The sequence below is a fragment of the Poseidonocella pacifica genome (assembly GCF_900111875.1).
Lineage (GTDB): Bacteria > Pseudomonadota > Alphaproteobacteria > Rhodobacterales > Rhodobacteraceae > Poseidonocella > Poseidonocella pacifica.
Map to the genome: position 1 here is coordinate 635,759 of NZ_FOJU01000002.1, position 19,857 is coordinate 655,615.

20 protein-coding genes are annotated in these 19,857 nt (G+C 61.8%); 11 read left to right on the forward strand and 9 right to left on the reverse strand.

Annotated elements, in window-relative coordinates; all coding sequences use genetic code 11:
* The 3 genes from BM234_RS08170 to zapE all read right to left on the reverse strand — a co-directional run bounded on the left by BM234_RS08170 (position 1) and on the right by zapE (position 6,801).
* Positions 1-3,765 carry a translocation/assembly module TamB domain-containing protein gene (locus BM234_RS08170; protein WP_245752556.1) on the reverse strand — a complete coding sequence of 1,255 codons (3,765 nt, stop codon included), beginning with the start codon at positions 3,763-3,765 and terminating at the stop codon, positions 1-3.
* Positions 3,766-3,770: 5 nt separating this feature from the next.
* Complete coding sequence (locus BM234_RS08175) at positions 3,771-5,573, reverse strand: autotransporter assembly complex protein TamA (RefSeq protein WP_092062964.1); 1,803 nt, start codon at positions 5,571-5,573, stop codon at positions 3,771-3,773.
* 169 nt (positions 5,574-5,742) lie between these two features.
* On the reverse strand, positions 5,743-6,801 hold the full coding sequence (gene zapE / locus BM234_RS08180; protein WP_092063323.1) for a cell division protein ZapE: 1,059 nt from the start codon (positions 6,799-6,801) through the stop codon (positions 5,743-5,745).
* Between the two features lie 98 nt (positions 6,802-6,899).
* Between zapE and BM234_RS08185 the strand changes: the two genes are divergently transcribed.
* The gene (locus BM234_RS08185; protein WP_092062967.1) at positions 6,900-8,135 is read left to right on the forward strand and encodes an MFS transporter; all 1,236 of its coding nucleotides are present in this window, start codon (positions 6,900-6,902) and stop codon (positions 8,133-8,135) included.
* On the opposite strand, the gene BM234_RS08190 is transcribed toward BM234_RS08185, so the two are convergent.
* Genes BM234_RS08190 through BM234_RS08210 form a run of 5 tightly spaced genes read right to left on the reverse strand, consistent with a single transcriptional unit; the run spans position 8,132 to position 11,814 of the window.
* Positions 8,132-9,028: an ornithine cyclodeaminase family protein gene (locus tag BM234_RS08190; RefSeq protein ID WP_092062970.1), complete on the reverse strand. Its 897-nt coding sequence runs from the start codon at positions 9,026-9,028 to the stop codon at positions 8,132-8,134. The genes BM234_RS08185 and BM234_RS08190 overlap by 4 nt on opposite strands.
* Positions 9,025-9,645: an HAD family hydrolase gene (locus BM234_RS08195; RefSeq protein ID WP_092062973.1), complete on the reverse strand. Its 621-nt coding sequence runs from the start codon at positions 9,643-9,645 to the stop codon at positions 9,025-9,027. The genes BM234_RS08190 and BM234_RS08195 overlap by 4 nt, the downstream gene beginning before the upstream one ends.
* Before the next feature lie 13 nt (positions 9,646-9,658).
* Positions 9,659-10,129, reverse strand: coding sequence for a YaiI/YqxD family protein (locus BM234_RS08200; RefSeq protein WP_092062976.1), 471 nt, complete (start codon positions 10,127-10,129; stop codon positions 9,659-9,661).
* Entirely contained in the window at positions 10,126-11,052 is a 927-nt protein-coding gene (locus BM234_RS08205) for an AEC family transporter (protein ID WP_092062979.1), read from the reverse strand. The genes BM234_RS08200 and BM234_RS08205 overlap by 4 nt, the downstream gene beginning before the upstream one ends.
* Positions 11,053-11,100: 48 nt before the next feature.
* Entirely contained in the window at positions 11,101-11,814 is a 714-nt protein-coding gene (locus tag BM234_RS08210; RefSeq protein WP_092062982.1) for an NYN domain-containing protein, read from the reverse strand.
* A gap of 319 nt (positions 11,815-12,133) precedes the next feature.
* On the opposite strand from BM234_RS08210, the gene BM234_RS08215 reads away from it, so the two are divergent.
* The 10 genes from BM234_RS08215 (at position 12,134) to BM234_RS08260 (ending at position 18,100) form a co-directional block, all read left to right on the forward strand.
* Positions 12,134-12,472, forward strand: a complete 339-nt coding sequence (locus BM234_RS08215) for a DUF2794 domain-containing protein (protein ID WP_092062985.1) — start codon at positions 12,134-12,136, stop codon at positions 12,470-12,472.
* Positions 12,473-12,514: 42 nt separating this feature from the next.
* Positions 12,515-13,180 (forward strand): CDP-diacylglycerol--glycerol-3-phosphate 3-phosphatidyltransferase, encoded by a 666-nt coding sequence (gene pgsA / locus BM234_RS08220; protein ID WP_092062988.1) that lies wholly within the window; start codon positions 12,515-12,517, stop codon positions 13,178-13,180.
* Positions 13,177-13,425 (forward strand): molybdopterin converting factor subunit 1, encoded by a 249-nt coding sequence (gene moaD / locus BM234_RS08225; RefSeq protein WP_092062991.1) that lies wholly within the window; start codon positions 13,177-13,179, stop codon positions 13,423-13,425. Before pgsA ends, moaD begins: the two co-directional genes overlap by 4 nt.
* A gap of 4 nt (positions 13,426-13,429) precedes the next feature.
* Positions 13,430-13,879, forward strand: coding sequence for a molybdenum cofactor biosynthesis protein MoaE (locus tag BM234_RS08230; protein WP_092062994.1), 450 nt, complete (start codon positions 13,430-13,432; stop codon positions 13,877-13,879).
* A 60-nt stretch (positions 13,880-13,939) separates the two neighbouring features.
* A complete protein-coding gene (gene lepB, locus BM234_RS08235; RefSeq protein ID WP_092062997.1) occupies positions 13,940-14,776 on the forward strand; it encodes a signal peptidase I in 837 nt (278 codons plus the stop codon).
* Positions 14,773-15,462: a ribonuclease III gene (gene rnc, locus BM234_RS08240; RefSeq protein ID WP_092063000.1), complete on the forward strand. Its 690-nt coding sequence runs from the start codon at positions 14,773-14,775 to the stop codon at positions 15,460-15,462. Before lepB ends, rnc begins: the two co-directional genes overlap by 4 nt.
* Positions 15,463-15,525: 63 nt before the next feature.
* Positions 15,526-16,434 (forward strand): GTPase Era, encoded by a 909-nt coding sequence (gene era, locus BM234_RS08245; RefSeq protein WP_092063003.1) that lies wholly within the window; start codon positions 15,526-15,528, stop codon positions 16,432-16,434.
* 3 nt (positions 16,435-16,437) lie between these two features.
* Positions 16,438-16,767 (forward strand): DUF1491 family protein, encoded by a 330-nt coding sequence (locus BM234_RS08250; RefSeq protein ID WP_092063006.1) that lies wholly within the window; start codon positions 16,438-16,440, stop codon positions 16,765-16,767.
* A 116-nt stretch (positions 16,768-16,883) separates the two neighbouring features.
* Positions 16,884-17,612 carry a DNA repair protein RecO gene (gene recO / locus BM234_RS08255; protein ID WP_092063009.1) on the forward strand — a complete coding sequence of 243 codons (729 nt, stop codon included), beginning with the start codon at positions 16,884-16,886 and terminating at the stop codon, positions 17,610-17,612.
* Positions 17,613-17,659: 47 nt separating this feature from the next.
* Positions 17,660-18,100 (forward strand): hypothetical protein, encoded by a 441-nt coding sequence (locus BM234_RS08260; protein ID WP_092063012.1) that lies wholly within the window; start codon positions 17,660-17,662, stop codon positions 18,098-18,100.
* 39 nt (positions 18,101-18,139) lie between these two features.
* On the opposite strand, the gene BM234_RS08265 is transcribed toward BM234_RS08260, so the two are convergent.
* The gene (locus BM234_RS08265) at positions 18,140-19,801 is read right to left on the reverse strand and encodes an acyl-CoA dehydrogenase family protein (protein WP_092063014.1); all 1,662 of its coding nucleotides are present in this window, start codon (positions 19,799-19,801) and stop codon (positions 18,140-18,142) included.
* Positions 19,802-19,857: the final 56 nt, after the last annotated feature.

Here is a 19,857-nt window from a genome sequence, read left to right on the forward strand (position 1 = left end):
CTAGTAGTCCCTCTCGAAGAACACGCCGATCCCGGTATCCCCGTCATTCGCGACAGACCCGCGCGCCGTGATGGAGGGCGTGACGTTGAGGTTGAGGTTGATCTCGCTCCGCCCTGTCGAATCCACGGTCACGTCGGTATAGATGTTGTCGGAGATGTATTTGCCGACAGTCACACCGGTGTTGCCTTCCTCATCCGTGGACAGGTCGAGATCGTCGACACCGAAATCCTCACGCAAGCGCGAAAGCATCCCCTCGCCGCCGTATCCGGCCAGCGTGCGAACGGCGTTGGCGATCCGCAACGCCTGAAGCGCCGAAATCTCTGATATGTCGCGCCCGAAGAGAAGGCGTGACAGGATCTCATCCTCGGGCAAGTCGGGGTTTGACGAGAAGCTTACCTGTGGGTCCGTGGAGGGCCCAGCGACGGTGATGGCGATGTCGGTTTCTGCATTCGTGGTACCGGCCACAATGCTGATCTCCGGGTTGAAATCGCCTTGCAGCCGCACAAGACCCTCGGTCAGGGACAGCCGTTGTCCCAATATGTCGAGACGACCGCGGATCAGTTCGAAACGGCCTTCGGTGATCGGTGTACGGGTCGTGCCGCGAAGTTGGACTGTTCCGCCAAGCTCGGCATCAAGCCCGCGACCGCGCACGAACACACGGCTTGGGGCCACAACTTCGATCTCGAGCCCATAGGCCGGACCATTCGCAGAAGGCGTATCTTCGGTAAGCAGCCCCGCGCGAATACGCGATTGACGTACCGCCGCCGGCTCGTTCCGGTGTTCGAGTTCCGGCAGGGCCACGGCGGTTGCCCCCCCGGCGGCAGGAATACGTATTTCCGTTTCACCCAACGTCAAACGGCCAGCCAACCGCGCCCCACCTGTGAGCGGGCCAGCGAGGGCCAGCTCTCCATCGACCGTTGTGGCGAGCAACCCGGGCCGCACGTAGTCCACTTCGTCCAACTCTACGGCAAGATCGCCCGCAAACGGTGCTGTGAGCGTAACGGGACCGGAAATAGCGAGCCGCCCCCCTTCCGCGACTTGCGCGGTAAGGTCGATCTCCGCCCGCCCCGTGGACAGATTGACTGTCGCGTCTATGCCGCGCAAGGCAGCGCCGACTTGCGGCAACGCCAGACGCGCGCCGCTGGTCGTGATGCGACCCGAAAGGGAGGAAAGCTGCGGTGCGCCATTCACCGCAAGATTGAAATCCGCCGAGCCGGTGAGCGTGCGCGGCGTGATGAAGCGATTGGCAAGTCCAAGCGGCGCATTCCCATCTGCCGACAGATCGAGGCGGCTCGTATCCGGCGCGGCGCTCCCCGTCACGCGGGCGCGGGTCCCGCCGGGGGCGGAGAGCACGGCGTCAATCCCCCAATCGGCAGAGGCGCTCGGGCGTGTCAGGGTTCCGTCTGCTTCCACCGGACCTGGCAGATCCTCCACGAAGATCCCGAGATTGGCGAGCCGAGCGGTGAGGGCGACGCGACTCTCATTTGGTCCGTAGCGCCCGGAAACCTGCGCCGATACCAGCGGGGCATCCACCTCCATCCGGCCGATTTCCAACGTCCCATCGTCGATGCGCGTAACATCTGCGACGAGAGATGTGCGGCCCGCCATCAGTTGATCGAGTTCCGCCACACCGAGCGAGAGGTTCTGCCCGTTTGCGTCAAGCGATATCGAACCGGTTCCGAGCGAGAGGTTCCCCTCGCCCTCGGCTTCAACGGAGATGCTGCCGCCCAAGGGACGGCCCGCAAGTTCGGAGAGCACCGAAATCTGGGGGATATCGGCAGAGAGGGTCCCGGACGTCGCGCCCAGAACACCATCCCGAAGCGTGGTCTCCACCACGGCGTTGCCTCGAAGCCCGTCGGCCCCCTCAAGCGTCGCGAATACCGCCCACTGCTCGTTCTGCTGCCTCGCTTCAAACGACAGGGCGGCCTCGCCCGACAATCCCGGGGTGAACAGCGCCGCATCGAATACGGTCAACCGAAGGTCCGCCTGACTGGCGGTGCTATTGAGCCGTGCACTGCCGAAAATCTGAGCGGCGGGGGAGGATATGTTGATACCATCGAGAGCCAACCCCAAGGCATCGCGGCGCGCGGCCAAAGCCACATTCGTCTCGCCTGCGATGAGCGGATCGAGTTGTGCCTGTCCGATACCCAAATCATTTGTCCGCCCTGCGATCCTGAGGTCGAAACCGCCACTGACGGGTGTCATGGACCCTTCGACATCGAGCCGCGCGGAACCGGAGATAGATTGCCCGGCCAATCCCGCAAACCGGCTGAGGTCCTGCGCAGAGAGGCTGATCGTGCCCCCGGCACGCAGATCAACCTGTCCTTCGACGCCCGCGATCGTCAGATCGCCAGACAGCGCATAATCGCTCCCTGAAAGCTCTACCTTTGGCAGACGAAGCGGCTCTCCTTGGGTCCAATCGAAATTGATTGTCCCGCCCAGCGCCTCACCAACAGCTTCCTGAAGCCCCGCATCCGCCAATCCGAGCCCCTCGGCGCGCATGTCGACCGTACCGGAAACGCTCCCCGGTGCGGTGCCTTCGCCGCGCGTCAAAGCCCCTGCACCAGTAACTCGCAGAACGGCAATCTCCGTCGCGGCACGTTCCACGCCATCCGCGTCAAGCTCAAGAGCCCAACGATCGCCCTCCGCCGCGTCAAAGCGCAGGGAGATTGTAGCAGAGCGCAGGTCGGTCGGCTCCCCGGGAACGGGCAAGGTCACCGGTTCGCCGGACGGTAAACCAATGCGCCCCGATAGATCGATCTTTGCCGGCCAGTTCTGTGCATCGAGGGTCAGCATCCCCGCGAGCGAAAGCGCCTGCGCCTCCACTGCAAGAGCGTCTATCTCCAGCCCGCCCGTAGACCGTGCGATCCCGCCCACCTCCAGCGATACGCGGTCGCCAAGAAACTCGTGGTATTGCGTGTCGAGCAACGGGCGAAGATCGCCGTTCAGGTTCGCCGCGAACTGCCGGTCCCCCTCCTCGGTACCGCGAAGCTGCACATTCCCGGAAAGACGCGGCTCGCCCTCGGTTTCAAGCGCGATATCCGCGCCGAAGTCATCCAACTCCCCGCTTCCCTCGACAGTAAGGGCGAGCGCGGGGGTGCCCGGCACCCCCAGCTTGGTTGCGGCGATCCCGCCATCCCCTTCGCGCAGCGCGAGCGACAGATCCAGCACTTCGGTTGCATTGCTGTACCCGCCCTGAAGGGCGAATTCCCCCTCCATTCCGTCGACGCGCGCGATACGAAGCTGTGCGCTCCCCTCGCCACCGGCCAACGAAGCCGCCCCTTCCAACTCCGCAATCAGCTCTTGGCCCAGAACGGGGGCCCCGAACTCTGCCCTCTCGACCCGCAGCGCTCCTATGTCCACGGAAACGGGGAGGTCCGGAAGGGAAAATCCCCCACTCGCCTCGGGGGCGGGCATGCTTTCCGTCTCGCTTACCGGAAGTCGCGGCATCACCACTTCGGCGGCAGAAAACTCCGTCACGTCCAGCGCGCCGCGCAGCAAGGCCGAACGGTTCCAGTCGAGCACGATGTCACGAACGGTCAGCCAGACTCCGTCATCATCGGAAACGGTCAACTCGGCGATCCGGGCGGTGGAGCTTAGCGCCCCTTGGAACCCCTGAATGCGCACATCTCGTCCCGCACCGGATAGGTTGTCTTCGAGCAACCCTTCAAGAAAGCCCCGATCTTCGGCCTCCTGTGCGTCTTGGGCCGGTGCCGACAGGGCGAGAAGGAGCGCGGCAACGACGCCCAGAAGGATACGATACACGGGGGTCAAAATGCCTGTCCTATGCCGAGGTAAATCTGAACGTCTTCGCCCGCGTTATCGCCGAGCGGTGTCGCAACGTCGAACCGTACGGGGCCGATACCGGTGTTGTACCGAATGCCAAGGCCCCCGCCAGAATGCCACATGCCTGAGCCGTCATAAAACTCCTCCGCGCCGACATAGCCGGTATCGGCAAAGACCACCGCCCCGAGGGCCTCAGTGATCCCGACGCGCACCTCTCCCGAAAGGCCGACGAAGCTGCGTCCGCCAAGATCCACGCCGCCGGGCAAAGTCACGCCCAGCGATTGATAGGACTGGCCCCGCACAGTGCCGCCACCGCCGGAATAGAACAGAAAATCCTGCGGTGTTTCGGTGATATCCGGCCCGTAAACCGACCCGAACTGAAGCCGCCCCGCCAACACGAAACGGTCCTCTTCGTCGATACCGTAATATCCACGGGCATCGAGCGTGGAGCGCAGGCCGGAATCAAGCCCTTCGATTGCGCTGAACGGGCGCAACTCCCCACGAACGTACAGGCCTTGCGTCGGGTTGAGCTGATCGTTTCGCCGGTCCCACGTCAGGGCAAGTGGAAAACTGAGATACTGGAAGGTCCGGTCGCCCAGCTCGTCTTCAGTCTCCGCATAGGTGTAGGTCAGGGAGAACTCTCCCTCCAGTGAGGACGAGATATAGCGGGTCGCGCCGATGCCTGCCTCAAGACGGTCCGACAGGTAATCCGGCTCATCCTCATGGGTATAATTGGCAAAGGCAAAAAGAACGGTATCGGCCCCGAAGCGGCCCGGCGTGGTAATCCGGGAGCCAAGGAAATAGTCGATCCCCCCGGCCTCATCCGTGCCGATGTTGGAAATCTCCGCATCGAACCGAAGTCTCTCGGCACCACCCAGCAGGTTGCGGTGGAACCAATAGGCCGAGAGTTCCAGCCCCTCGAGCGACGACAGTTCAGCGCCAAAGCCGAAACGGCGCGGGGCCTCGTCAGCGACCTCGACGACGATATCGACAACACCGCTGCTGGGTGAAGGACGCTCTTTCAGAACCACAGAGGAGAACGCACCGGTCCGGCGTAACCGCTGCACCACCTGATCGAGTTCGGCCGGGGAGAAAGTCTCCCCTTCGGGCAGTCCTCCGATCCGCCGGATGCGCATACTCCGCACCGCACTCTCGCTTCCCACGACCAACCGCCCAAAGACATAGCGGCGGCCCGGGTCAAGGGTGAGATCGGTGTCGAGCCTGCGACGTGCATGGTCGGCGACCACACGTTGATCCGCGACGGCGGCCTCCGCAAATCCAGCATCGCGCCAGTCATCCACCGCCGTTTGGGCAGCGTCACGGATGGCACCTGCCCGCGCGCGCTCCCCACGGGAGAATTCCGGGAGCGGTACGGTTTCCGGGACGAGGGGGCCTATCTCCGCGCGGCCAAAGCGGAACGGCTCGCCGGGCTCCACTTCGATGAGCACCATGGAAATCTGGTTCGGAACCGAAAGCGGAGAAACAGCCGAAGCTTCGCGCCCGTCGAGTTTGATGGAGATGACGCCGTTGTAATACCCTTCGGCATAAAGCGTTTCCGTCAGGCGGCGATAGTCGGCGAGGGCCGCGGCATAGACATCGCGGCCGGTGGGCAACTCCTCTTCGGATGTACGCAGGATCGAACTGGCCACGAGCGTGTCCCGCAAGCCCTCTTCGGTGCCGTCGGGCACCCGCAACTTGATATCATCAAGCGCGTAGGCAGAGCTTGCCGCCCAGACCAGAAAGCCCGCGCCAAACTTGCGCCATGCCCGGCAAGCGATCACGCCCATACCCCACCCCGTCTTGTCGCCCCGGTCCCCGCGCCGGATTTGACCTCAATATAGGCGAGTGCGCAGGCCGCGACCACTCAACTTTTGTACCGGCATGCTTGGAAATGGCCACGGCGTCCGCATAAGGCGCGGCGGTGCCTTGCCCGCGAGAATTCGTCGGGATGTCAGGTCAGGAGACCGCCCAGTCGGCGGATTGCATTTCCCGAAGGCGGCTTGCCGTCCGCTCAAACTCAAAGACGCCTTCGCCCTCGACATAAAGGTATTCCGGCTCGGCCGCGGCGGAACAGATCAGGCGCACATGCGCCTCATAGAGCGCATCGATCAACGTGACAAAGCGCTTGGCCTCGTTGAAGTTGTGACGGCCAAGTGTGGGGATGTTTTCGAGGATCAGGACACGGACCGCTTCGGCGATCGCGAGATAGTCCGCTGGGCCGAGAGGTTGACCACACAGGTCATAGAACCGCGCGCGCGCCACCCCGTCCTTGAACGCCGGAAGTTCAACCACGCGCCCCTTGACCGTGAGGTGCAGCGGACTTTCACCACCTGCAAGATCCTGCCAGATCGCTTGAATGGCCGCGCGGGACTCGGCGTTTGCCGGGCTGAAGTACACCTGCTCGCCCGTAAGACGTTCCTGCCGATAGTCGCGCGGAGAGATCAACTCGTGCACCACCATCTTATCCTTGAGGAGTTCGATGAAGGGCACGAAAAGGTTACGGTTCAACCCGTCCTTGTAGAGATCGTCAGGCACCCGATTGGAGGTGGTGACCACGGTCACGCCCGCGGCAAAAAGCTTCTCGAACAAACGCCCGACAATCATCGCATCGGTGATGTCCGTGATCTGCATCTCATCAAGCGCGAGGAGGTCAAGATCGCGCCCGATCTCCTCGGCCACAGGCGCAATTGCATCATCGACGCCGCGCTTGCGGGCGGTGTGCATCCCGGTGTGAACTTCCTGCATGAAAGCATGGAAATGAACCCGCCGGGTACGCGCGCCCGCATGTGAAACGAAAAGATCCATCAGCATGGATTTTCCGCGTCCGACCCCGCCCCATAGATACAGCCCCTTGGGCGGATCGGGCGAGCGCCGGAAAAGGCCTCCGCCCTTGGCGCGCGCCGCGAGACCTTCCTGAATCCGGTCGAATTCCGGCATGACCGCGTCTTGAGCGGGATCATGGGTCAGATCCCCCGAGGCGATCTTGGCCGAATAGATGTCTGACAGTGTTTGCATCGCGCATCGCATACCCCACCCATTGACGCTTGTGTAGGGGGGCGAGATTGACCTTTGGACGTCGCTCGCTATCGTGACCGCGCCGTCAGGAGATCTCCATGCAGAGCCGTGCCAAACTCTTCTCCCCCGTGCTTGTCGTGGGATGCCTTATAATCATGATTTCCTTCGCGATCCGCGCGAGCTTCGGTGTCTTTCAGATCCCGATTGCGGAGGAGTTTGGCTGGCTCCGGGCGGAATTTTCACTCGCCATCGCGATCCAGAACCTGTTTTGGGGGATCGGACAGCCGCTCTTTGGTGCGCTGGCCGAGAAAATCGGGGACCGTAGGGCGATCATCATCGGCGCGCTCTTCTATGCCGCCGGCCTCGTTCTATCGAGTTTTGCCACAACCCCCGAGGCGCATCAGATGCTGGAAATTCTGGTGGGCTTTGGCATCGCAGGCACCGGTTTCGGGGTGATCCTCGCCGTCGTGGGGCGTGCAAGTTCGGACGAGAACCGCTCCATGTCCCTCGCTATCGCGACGGCTGCGGGCAGCGCGGGCCAGATCTTTGGTGCGCCGGTTTCGGAGTGGATGCTTGGTTTTCTCGCGTGGCAGCAGGTCTTTGTCGTCTTTGCGGCTGTCATGCTCTTGGTTCTCTTTGCCTTGCCCTTCATGCGCGCGCCTATCACGGCGAACCGTGCCGAGCTTGAAGAGAGCATGGGAACCGTCCTGAAGCGCGCGGCGCGGGATCCGTCGTTCTCGCTCATCTTCATCGGGTTTTTCTCCTGCGGATATCAGCTTGCGTTCATCACCGCCCATTTCCCGGCCTTCGTCAGCGAGATGTGCGGGCCAATCCTGCCCGGCGGCGTGCTGCATAATATCGGCATTACCACCACCTCCGCACTCGGGGCCGTGGCAATCTCCCTTATCGGTGCCGCCAATATCGCCGGAACGCTGGCCGCGGGGTGGGCCGGGCGGCGATTTTCCAAGAAATACCTGCTTGCCGGGATCTATGTCGGGCGAACGCTGGTCGCGACGGCCTTCATCCTGACGCCAATCACCCCTGCGACGGTCATCCTGTTCTCGGTGTTCATGGGCTCCCTCTGGCTTGCCACGGTACCGCTGACCTCTGGATTGGTCGCCCACATCTGGGGCCTGCGTTACATGGGAACGCTCTATGGCATCGTTTTCTTCAGTCACCAACTCGGGAGTTTCCTCGGTGTTTGGCTCGGGGGGCGCATGTACGACCTCCATGGCGACTACACCGCCGTCTGGTGGGTCGGCATCGGTGTCGGGGCGCTGTCAGCAATCGTGCACCTGCCAATTCGAGAAAAACGCGCCCTCGCGCCCGCCTAGATCGCGCTCAGGATATAGCGGCTGGTCATCAGGTCGAGATGCGCGCCGCCGCCATTCTTGAAAACCGTGATCTCCTCGTCGGAGGTACGTGCAAACCTCGCGGGATCGTAGAAATCGGCGATCAGATCGGCTTTGGTGATCGTCCCCGCCGTGAGGGGGATGTCGATTTCACCAATATGGCCGATGGTGGTATCGAGACTGTCGACAAAGAGACTGGCGCGCCGAAGCACATCATCATCCGCCTCCCGCATGTCGGGACGAAAGGCGCCGATCAGGTCCACATGCTGGCCCGGGCGCAACCACTCTCCGCGCAGCACCGGCGATTTTGCCATGGTCGCACAAGCGACGATATCGGCTTTGCCCACGGCCCCGGCCAGATCATCGGCGATCTCCGCCCCCAATTCAGCGGCAAGCTCGGCCGCCTTTGAGGCGGTGCGGTTCCACAGGGTGAACCGAGCTTTGGGGAAGGCCGCGCCATAGGCTTCGACCAGCGATCGCGCGACCGCCCCCGCGCCGATGATCAGGATCTCCCGGCTATCAGGGCGCGCAAGGCGTCGCGCCGCCAGAAGGCTGTCGCCTGCGGTTTTCCACTTTGTCACGAGGTGAAAATCCAGCACCGCCTCAAGCCGCCCATCCCCACCGAAAAGCGTCACTGCCCCGTTGACGGAAGGCAGGCCCTGCGCCGCATTACCGGGCGTGATCGTCGCGGCTTTCACGAGGCTTCCGAGGCCGGGAATGGCCGCGGCGCGCGTCAGAAGCGTGGCGTCGCCCTGATAAAGAAAGCTATCTGTCAGGGTGGCCTTCGGCAGCTCGTGGCCCGCGGCAAGGGCATCGGTCAGCGCGAGCCAGTCAAGCTTCGCTTCGGCGTCCGCTGGGACAAAGCGCGGCGTCATTTCGCTTCATCCGGCGTCAGCAGCCCGGCGGACACCAAACGTTCGGCCCATCCGGCGGGTCCCGTGAAATGATGCACCTGCCAGCCACGTGCGGAGGCGGCCGCGATATTCTCCGCCCGATCATCGGTAAAAAGCAAAGCGTCGGGCGGCAGGCCGCTGTCGGCCTCGACCATGGCATAAATCTCCGCATCGGGTTTCGCCGTCTTCATGTGGCCCGAAATATAGGGGCGGTCGAATTCACTAAGAAAATCAAACTGGGTCTGGGCATAGGCAAAGCTCTCGACCCCGAAATTGGTCAGCGTGAATACCGGCACTCCTTTCTCCCTCAAGGCCCTGAGCAACCTGACAGAGTGGTCAATCACCGGACTTGCCAATTCGATCCAATTATCGTGCCACATTCGGATTTCGTCCCCGAAGTCGGGATAATCGAGCGCTGTGGCATAGATCGTTTCCCTGAAGGGTGCCCCCCGGTCGACCCGGTCATTCATCTGGTGCAGATCGACGGCCTCGAACATTGCCTTGCGCCTCGGCTCCCCGACCGTGCGATCATAAAACCGTTCCGGCTGCCACTCGATAAGGACATTTCCAATGTCGAAGATCACTGCGTGAGGGGTCATATGGGCTCCGGGATCAGGGTTTCAGGGTGCGCACCGCCCGTTCAAGGGCATCGAGAAAACGGGATCTGTCCGCCTTGCCGAACGGGCGGCCTCCGCCCCCTGTTCCCAAAGGGTTCGCTCCGCGAAGGTCGGTCATCAGGTTCCGTGTCGCCAATGCCTGTCCGACATTTCTTGAGGTAAGGGCCTCTCCGTCAGGTTTCAGAACGGTGCCGCCCGCTTCGACCACACGGGCCGCAAGCGGTATGTCAGCCGTAATTGCAATGACCCCGGGGCGCGCGCGTTCCGCGATCCAGTCATCCGCCACATCGGGACCGGCCGAGACGATCACGGTTTCCACCAGAGGGTTGGCCGAGGGCCGTATTCCCCCGTTGGAGACGACATGCACCGGTATCTTGTGACGTGTCGCGACCCGTTCCACCTCTGACCGGACGGGACAGGCATCCGCATCCACGAGGATCGCGGGACCTTCGGCAAGCGCGCTCATGGCCCCACCCAAGCGATGACCGCGCTGACCGTCAGTATGGAAAAGGCCGTCGATATGAGAATGGAAGCCGAGACGCGCTGCGGCGCGACCCCGTAATGCTGGGCAAGGATGTAGACATTCCCCGCGACGGGAAGGGCCGCCGCGCTGATGATCACGCCTGCCCTGTAGGGATCGACCGGAAAAACCCACAAAGCCGCAATAGCCACCGAGGCGGGGTGAAGCACGAGTTTGCAGAAACTCAGCCAGCCCGCCACATGCAGACGCTCCGCCGCCTTCGTCGCAAGGGAGGCCCCGATTGCAAAGAGTGCCCCCGGTGTCGCGGCGCTTCCCAAGATGGAGAGAAACTCATTCATCGGCGCGGGGATCGGCAGCGCTGCGGCAGACCACAAAAGCCCGAGCACCATGGAGACAATCATCGGGTTCTTGAGCAGACCCATTCCAACGGTGCGCAAAACACCGAGCGACATGCGCCCATCGCGCGACCCCGTGATGAGGATGACGATGAGCGACGAGAAGACGATCAGGTCAATCGACAACGCCAGCATGACGGTTCCGATTGCCTCCTGCCCCAGCAGAAGCACCAGCATGGGAACGCCGAGAAAGCCGGTGTTCCCAATGACCGCGCATTGCGCCTCAATCGCGTTGGTCTGAATATCGAGCCCGCGAAACAGGCCTACCGCGGTCGCGAGCAGGTAAATCACCGTCGTACCCGCCAGATACGCCGCGGCCAGCCACGGATCCCAGATATCCGCGAATGAGAGATTGGCGGAGAACCGAAAGAGCATGGCCGACAGTGCGAAGTAGAAAACGAACTTGGTCAGATAGGCGGTTGCTTCGGCCGTGAAGAATCGTGTGACACCGGCAAGATAGCCGAGGCCAATCAGAGCAAAGAAGGGCAGCGTCTTTAGAAAGATCTCGACCATTCGACAAGCGTTAGCCGCGCCCACCAAGGGGCGCAACCATCCCCCCTTTTAATCGACCCGGCGAATCAAAAGCTGATTGCCCGCGCCGCGTTTGGTCTCAAACACCTTCAGATCGGCAACGAGGTCGCTCAACTTGCGTTTGCCATAGGTGCGGGTGTCGAAATCGGGGTTGGACGCGGTGATGAATTGGCCAAGCTGACCCAGCCCGTACCAATCGTCGTCCTGCTCGATGCCGTCCATCGCCTTGAAAATAAGATCGCGCGCCTCGATCATGTCGCGCTTGACCCTTGCCGGCTCCGGGGTTGGCGCGCCCTGTTCGTTGCCCCCGCCGAGGTTTTCAAGGAATATGAACCGCTTGCAGGCCTTGCGGAACGCATCCGGCGTTTTTTGCATGCCCATGCCATAAACCGCGAGGCCCTGTTCCCGAATACGGCTGGCAAGACGCGTGAAATCGCTATCCGAAGATATCAGGACGAAACCGTCGAACCGGCCAGAGTGCATCAGGTCCATGGCGTCGATGACCAGCGCGATATCCGACGCGTTCTTTCCGACGGTATTCGCTGGCTGATGATGGGGAACGAGGCCGAATTCCGCCTGCACCTTGGACCACCCGGCCATCTGCTGACTGGAAAAGTCACCATAGACCCGGCGAACGGAGGCCTCTCCGAGCGATGCGATCTCCTCAAAGATGGCGCGGGCGTAACGGGGCGAAGTGTTGTCCCCGTCGATGAGAATTGCGAGGAGGGGCGTCGTCTCTGGCATGAGAACTCCTAGTTTTTCTTCCTGTTACACGACTCCCCCGCCCCTGACGAGGGCGATAAGTCAGGCAGCCGAGGACACCCCATTAACCGGATGACCGTACGCTGGTTCCCCCAAAGCCGAACGCGAGAGTAAGACATGTGAAAGCCCTGAGGCGCATTGTGATCCCAACGCGACGAAACAGTCGGATTACAAATAAAAGAGCGGCGGATAAACGTCGCTTTGGCAGAGCATGCAGGCAACGCGGTCAGGTCAACAGCCTGGCCGCGTTCACATATCCAAAACGCTTGATTTGCCGGGGAAACGGCGCAACTCTCCGAGTATGAACTCGCTCACCCCCTTTTCGGATCAGAGCGGCGGGGAAAGGGTCTCCTTTCACCGTCAGGAACTGGCCGTGATCCTTTCCCTTTACGGCCGGATGGTCGCGGCGGGAGAGTGGCGGGATTATGGGATTTCGGCCCTCAGAGAAGTGGCTGTTTTTTCAGTCTTCCGCCGAACCGCCGAACATCCGCTCTACCGGATCGAAAAAAGGCCGAAGCTGCGAAACCGTCAGGGGCTTTATGCGGTTATCGGAATGGATGGGCAAATCCTGAAGCGTGGCCATGACCTTCGCTCCGTCCTCAAGGTGCTGGAGCGAAAGTTGATCAGAGTGGTGGAGTAACGGCCCTTTCGCCCCGCGACGCGCCGGGATAGAACCTCTTTCATGACATTGACCATCCCAAATATGCTTACCGTCCTACGGTTGCTCGCGGCCCCCGGCCTCGCCGTGATGTTCCTCTATTTCACGCGCCCCTACGCCGACTGGTTTGCGCTCTTGCTGTTCGTGGGCGCGGCTGTGACCGACTGGTTCGACGGCTACCTTGCGCGTAGCTGGAAGCAGGAAACAAAACTTGGGGCGATGCTCGACCCCATCGCGGACAAGGCGATGGTTGTCATCGCACTCATGGTGATCGTGGGCTATTCGTCCATGTCGCCATGGCTCGTGCTGCCCGCCACATTCATTCTCTTCCGAGAGGTTTTTGTCTCCGGTTTACGAGAGTTTCTGGGGGATACGGCAGGTACGCTCAAGGTGACGAAGCTCGCGAAGTGGAAAACCACCGCACAGATGGTGGCCATTGCGGTGCTCTTTGCCCAAGGCGTTTTCGAGCATTACCTCGTCATGTCTTCGTGGGGCATGAGCGGCGAGATGATTGAACAGGTCGTGCGCGGGGAGTTTGAGGATACGCAAGGATTACGCTGGAAATACACCGGTATGATCTGGTCGGGCCGCGCGGGGCTCTGGCTCTTGTGGATCGCGGCCGGGCTGACGCTGATCACGGGGTGGGATTACTTCCGAAAGGCGGCGCCATATCTGAGGGGTTCGAAATGATCGACGTTCTGTATTTTGCATGGGTGCGCGAACGCATCGGCCTCCCGAAGGAGCGGATCGAAACCCAAGCCGAAACGGTTGCGGCCTTGGTCGAGGAACTGAAAGGCCGCGAGGCGCGCTATGAGTTGGCATTCGCAGATTCCGATGCCTTGCGCGTCGCGCTCGATCAGGAACTTTCAGGTTTTGATGCCCCGCTCGCGGGTGTGCGCGAGGTCGCGTTCTTCCCCCCCATGACGGGCGGCTGACGTCATGCGCATTGTCGTCCAGGAAGACCGCTTCGACATCGGCGCCGAAACCGCAGCCTTTGCCGCCGGGCGTACCGACATGGGGGCCATCGTCACCTTCACCGGGATCGTGCGGGAGATCGCAGAGAGCCCGCTGGAGGCAATGGTGATTGAGCACTACCCCGGCATGACGGAGAAGGCGCTGACAGAAATTGCGCAAGAGGCCTCCCGCCGATGGGCGCTCGGCGATGTTCTGGTGATCCACCGATTTGGCAGATTGGCACCCGGCGAAACGATCATGATGATCGCCACTGCCGCGCCTCATCGCGCCGATGCCTTTGCCGCGGCCGAGTTCCTGATGGACTATCTCAAATCCCGCGCGCCCTTCTGGAAGAAGGAAATCACCGCAACTGGCGATGGCTGGGTGGCCGCGAAGGATGAAGACGAAGCCGCCCTTGACCGCTGGCAAGCTTGACTCCGTCCCCCGCCCCCCTCATGTAGCGCGGGACTGAAAATCCTCTGAAAGCCCCCGTTCATGGCCGAAAAGACCAGCGCCCTCCACAGCGTGCTCGAGACTATCAAGACCATTGTCTACGCGCTTCTGATCGCAGGCATCTTTCGCACGCTGTTCTTTCAGCCGTTCTGGATTCCCTCCGGCTCGATGAAAGATACGCTGCTGATTGGCGACTTTCTCTTCGTGAACAAGATGGCCTACGGATATTCCTACGCCTCCTGCCCCTCCATCGTCATTCCCCGTTTCGGCGTGGACGTCGGTTCCGACGATTTCTGTGGCTGGGCCAAGGGGTCGGACAAGCGGCTCTTCGGATCCACGCCTGAGCGCGGGGATGTTGTTGTCTTTCAACACCCCACATCAGGGCGCGATTTCATCAAGCGCCTTATCGGCCTTCCCGGCGACCGCATCCAGATGAAGGATGGCGTGCTGCATATCAATGAAGAACCCGTCCAACTTCGGGACGCCGGCATCTTCCGCGAGACCTACGAGCAGCAAGGGCCCCAGGGCCTCCGGCCTCGGTGTGAAAACGGCGCGGTCGGTGAGGGTGGGACGTGTCTCAAGAGCCGCCTCATCGAAACGCTGCCGGGCGGAACAGAGCACGCAATCCTCAACATCACCACGCAGAGCAGCGACAACACCCGCGTCTACACCGTTCCTGAGGGGCAGTTCTTCTTCATGGGGGACAACCGCGACAATTCCACCGATAGCCGCGTTCCACAAAACCTCGGCGGCGTCGGCTTCGTGCCCCTTGAAAACATCGTGGGCCGAGCCGATCGGATCATGTTCTCCTCGGCGGGACGGTCGATGCTCTATTTCTGGACGTGGCGGGCAGATCGCTTTTTCAAGGGAATCGAGTGAAGCTTTCGGCAGAAATGACGGAGTTTTCGGAACGCATCGGTCATGAGTTCACCGATGGCGATCTGCTGCGCCGTGCTCTGACGCATAGTTCCATGGCGACGGCCAACCGCGAGGACAATCAGCGCCTTGAATTCCTCGGGGATCGTGTTCTGGGGCTGGTGATGTCCGAAGCGCTGCTGGCTGCCGATCGTGACGCCGCCGAGGGGCTTCTTGCTCCGCGCTTCAACGCCCTCGTCCGCAAGGAAGCCTGTGCCGAAGTCGCCCGGCAGATCGAACTGGGTGCCGTTCTGAAGCTGGGACGCTCCGAAATGTTGTCCGGTGGCCGCCGCAAGGAAGCACTGCTTGGCGATGCGATGGAGGCGGTGATCGCCGCCGTTTATCTCGATGGCGGGTTCGAGGTTGCCAAGGCGATGATCCTGCGTCTTTGGGGAGATCGCATCAAGAATGTGGACAGCGATGCCCGCGATCCCAAGACCGCGTTGCAGGAATGGGCGCAGGCGCGCAAGTTTTCACCACCCCGCTACGTCGAGGTTGGGCGGACCGGCCCTGACCATGCTCCGGAATTCACCATCGCCGCCGAACTCGACAACGGCAGCAGACAAGTGGCCACGGCCCGCTCCAAGCGTCTCGCCGAGCAGGCCGCCGCCAAAGTCCTCCTCGCGCGCATCGAGGCCGGGGAAATCTGATTCAACTGGCCCCACGGGGCGGAATCGGCTAGAGACGCAACCTTGCAGAACGGATGGCCGGATATGAGCACACGCGCAGGTTTCATTGCCCTTATCGGGGAGCCCAATGCGGGCAAATCGACGCTCCTCAATCGCATGGTGGGGGCCAAGGTTTCTATCGTGACGCACAAGGTGCAGACGACACGCACGCGCATTCGCGGCGTGGCGATGGCGGGACAGAGCCAACTTGTCTTTGTCGATACTCCGGGGCTCTTCAAACCGCGCCGCAGACTCGACCGCGCCATGGTCGCCGCCGCTTGGGGCGGCGCGACGGATGCAGACGTGATCGTTCTGCTGATCGAAGCGCACCGTGGATTGACCGAAGGCGTCGGACGCATCCTGGAGAGCCTCGGCGAAGTGGCTCAGGGCCGCAAGGTCGCATTGGCCATCAACAAGATCGACCGGGTCAAGAGCGAGCGGCTTCTCAGCCTGACGCAGGACGTGAATGCGCGGTTCAGCTTTCTCCGGACCTTTATGATTTCCGCCGAAAAGGGCCACGGCGTAGAGGATCTGCGCACATGGCTCGCCGGCGAAGTGCCTGAGAGCCCGTGGCTCTACCCCGAGGATCAGATCGCCGACCTGCCGATGCGCATGATCGCCGCAGAGACCACGCGTGAGAAACTGACCCTGCGCCTGCATCAGGAAATTCCCTATCAACTCACCGTCGAAACCGAGAGCTGGGAAGAGCGTGAGGACGGCAGCGCCCGGATCGACCAGATCATCTATGTGGCGCGCGATGGCCACAAGGGCATCGTCCTTGGCAACAAGGGCGAGACGATCAAGGCCGTGAGCAAGGCCGCGCGCGAAGACCTCGAAGAGTTTCTCGGCCGTCGCGTGCATCTTTTCTGTCAGGTCAAGGTTCGGGAGAAGTGGCTGGATGAGGCCGAACGCTACGAACAGATGGGCTTGGATTTCCGCGACGGGAACGCCTGACCCGTGCGGTTGACGTCCCGGTTCTGGGTGGATGCCTATCTCGCGCGGCTGCGCTTTTCCGATATCCCCGCCTATGTTGTCGCTCATGGCGACGATACCGCAGGGGCCGTACTCGTGAAACTCAGCACTCTCGATGGATCCGCCCGCGTCTTCCAACGCTCATTCGACCTCATGAGCGGCGAGCGGAACTGGATCGTGCTCAGCGAAGGGGCTGAGAGAGAGGTCGACCAGATGATCGCGCGGCAAAGAGGCTATGACCCCGATCTATGGGTGATAGAGGTCGAGGATCGTGCGGGCCGCCACCTTTTGGACGAAGAAGGGCTTTCCACCTAAATACGGGATGACGTTCGTTCCGGGGGGAGAGGCCACGGTAAATTGACGCCCCGCGCCCCTTTGCTCCCTACCCCGTTGTAGCTTGCATGGCGCGTCAATCACGGGATACTGCGCCTATGATCGAATGGCGTGATCAGGGTATTCTTCTCGGGACGCGGCGCCATGGCGAGACCTCCGCGATTATTGAGGTACTCACCGAAACGCGAGGGCTGCATGCCGGTATCGTGCGCGGTGGCGCTGGTCGGCGAATGGCCCCCGTGCTGCAACCCGGCGCGCAAATCGACCTGTCTTGGAAGGCTCGTCTTGAGGACCATCTTGGCACTTTTTCTGTAGAGCCAGTGCGAAGCCGGACCTCCGTTTTGTCTGACCGGCTGCTGCTGGCCGGCATGGCCTCGGTTCTTTCGCTCCTGCGGTTTTCCCTCCCCGAGCGGGAGGCGCATCCCGCGCTTTACCATGGCTCAACCCGCCTCCTTGATCTGTTCCAACACCCGGATCTCTGGCCGCTTGGCTATTTGCGGTGGGAGATGGATTTGCTTGATGATCTGGGCTTTGGCCTCGACCTATCGGCCTGCGCCGTTTTGGGGACCAATGAGCCGCTCTCCTATGTCTCCCCCCGCACTGGCCGGGCGGTTTCCGCGCTTGGGGCGGGCGATTGGGCGGACCGCCTCCTCCCCCTGCCCGATGCGCTCCTTGGGCGGGGCACAGGTGATACGCAGGAAGTTCTCGCGGGGCTTCGGGTCACGGGGCATTTCCTCACCCATCACCTCGCGGCGGGAATGGTGCAAAAACCCCTGCCAGAAGCCCGCGCTCGGTTCATAGACCGACTGGAGGCAAAAGGCGGCTAGCGGCGCCAAGGCTCGGAGCCGGCGCACGCTGGATTGTGGCACATCGGGTGTCCTACGAGGCGAACGACGAGGAGTTCGAAACCGATCGGTACATGATGGGTCTGGGCCTGAGCGGTTCGGTCGATCATGCGATCGGCACATTTGAGCCTCGTATCCGCATTGACGCCGCACGGGAGGAATTCCCGGACGACATCGCGGGCCTTACGGGTGGGCGGTTTGAACAGATCGTTGCATCGGCCGGCGGACGCTTCGATTGGAACACCGGTATTCTCGACACCGGGCTGACACCTTTCGCCTCACTCGACATCGAAATGTCGCGGTCCGAAGACACGGATGGAGAGACAGACAGCTTTGCGTCCCCCCGCATCGGCTTTGGTCTGAGCGGATCCTTGAAGGGCGGCTATCTGCACTCCTCCATCGACGTTGGCCGCGTAGGCTCCGACGTTTATGACGCGGGCCTTGAACTGAGCTACGAGTTCAAGTTCTAAGAACTATCGGGGCGGGTGATCGCCCGCCCCGACACTACGTTACCCGAGCAAGCGCCGCGCGATGACTTGCGCCTGAATTTCCGCAGCGCCTTCGAATATGTTCAGAATACGCGCATCGCAGAGAATTCTCGAAATACGGTATTCGAGCGCAAATCCATTCCCTCCATGAATCTGAAGCCCGTTGTCGGCGGCGGCCCATGCGACCCGCGCGCCCAGCAATTTGGCCATCCCCGCCTCAAGATCACAGCGCTGACCGTGATCCTTCTCCCATGCGGAGAAGTACGTAAGCTGGCGCGCGATCATGATCTCCACCGCCATCATGGCCAGCTTTCCCGACACGCGCGGGAAGGCGATCAGGCTCTTTCCGAATTGTTTGCGGTCCTGAGCGTATTGCAGCGACACATCGAGCGCGGATTGCGCGACGCCGATTGCCCGGGCCGCCGTCTGAATCCGGGCGCTCTCGAATGTCTCCATGAGTTGCTTGAAACCGCGCCCTTCCTCGCCACCAAGCAGGTTTTCGCCCTTCACCTGGAAGTTGTCGAAGGCAAGCTCGTATTCCTTCATGCCACGATAGCCGAGCACCTCGATTTCGCCGCCGGTCATCCCTTCGGTTGGAAAGGGATCATCGTCGGTACCGGGGGTCTTTTCCGCGAGGAACATCGACAGGCCCCGGTGATCGGTACTGCCCGGATCGGTACGCGCCAACAAGGTCATGACATGAGTGCGGGCGGCATGGGTGATCCAGGTCTTGTTGCCGGTAACGCGGTAATCCTTGCCCTCCTTGACCGCCCGCGTGCGCAAACTGCCCAGATCAGAGCCGGTATTGGGTTCGGTAAAGACCGCGGTGGGCAGGATTTCGGCGGACGCAATCCGGGGAAGCCACTGGGCCTTCTGCGCATCAGTTCCGCCGCACAGGATAAGCTCGGCGGCGATTTCCGACCGGGTTCCAAGAGAGCCGACACCGATATAGCCGCGCGACAATTCCTCTGACACGACACACATGGAGGCCTTCGAGAGACCAAGACCGCCGTGCTCCTCGGGAATGGTGAGGCCAAAGACGCCCATTTCAGCCAACTCATCGATGATCTCCATCGGGATGAGTTCGTCCTTGAGATGCCAATCATGCGCATGAGGGTCGATCCGATCCAGCGTATAGCGCCGGAATTGCTCGCGGATCATTTCCAGTTCATCGTCGAGCCCGGTCGCACCGGGGGTGATCTCGGCCCCGCGTTCCACGAGCAGTTCGGCAAGACGGGTACGGGCGGACTGGGTATTGCCCCGCGCGATCAACTCCCCCGCAACCGACGCGCGCAGATCGTCCGACGACAGGCCAAGGTCGGAGAGGCGAAAGATCTCTCCTTGGTTCATCGGGATGCCACCGACGATCTGGGCCAGATATTCACCGAAGCCGATCTGAAGCAGAAGTTGCTCCAACTCCGACAAACGCCCTTGCTCGGTGAGCCGCTCCCCCCAAGCATGCATCTGCCGCAGCGCCTCCACATAGGTCGCAAGCCAAGCGAGGCCGTGCGCGGCGCTTTGGTTCTGTTCCAGCAACGCGCCAGAGACGCGATCCCCCTCGGACACGGTGGATCGCAACGCGTTCTTGGCTTTCTCCAACAGGGCCTCCACCGGCGAAAGCGCCGCCCCTGCCCGTTCAAGCAAACCCTCCAGGATCACACCGCTCGTCATCGCACCATCCATCGCACATACCTCCTGCCGCTAGCTTCAAATAACTCCTTCGCACCTGCAGCGCAATA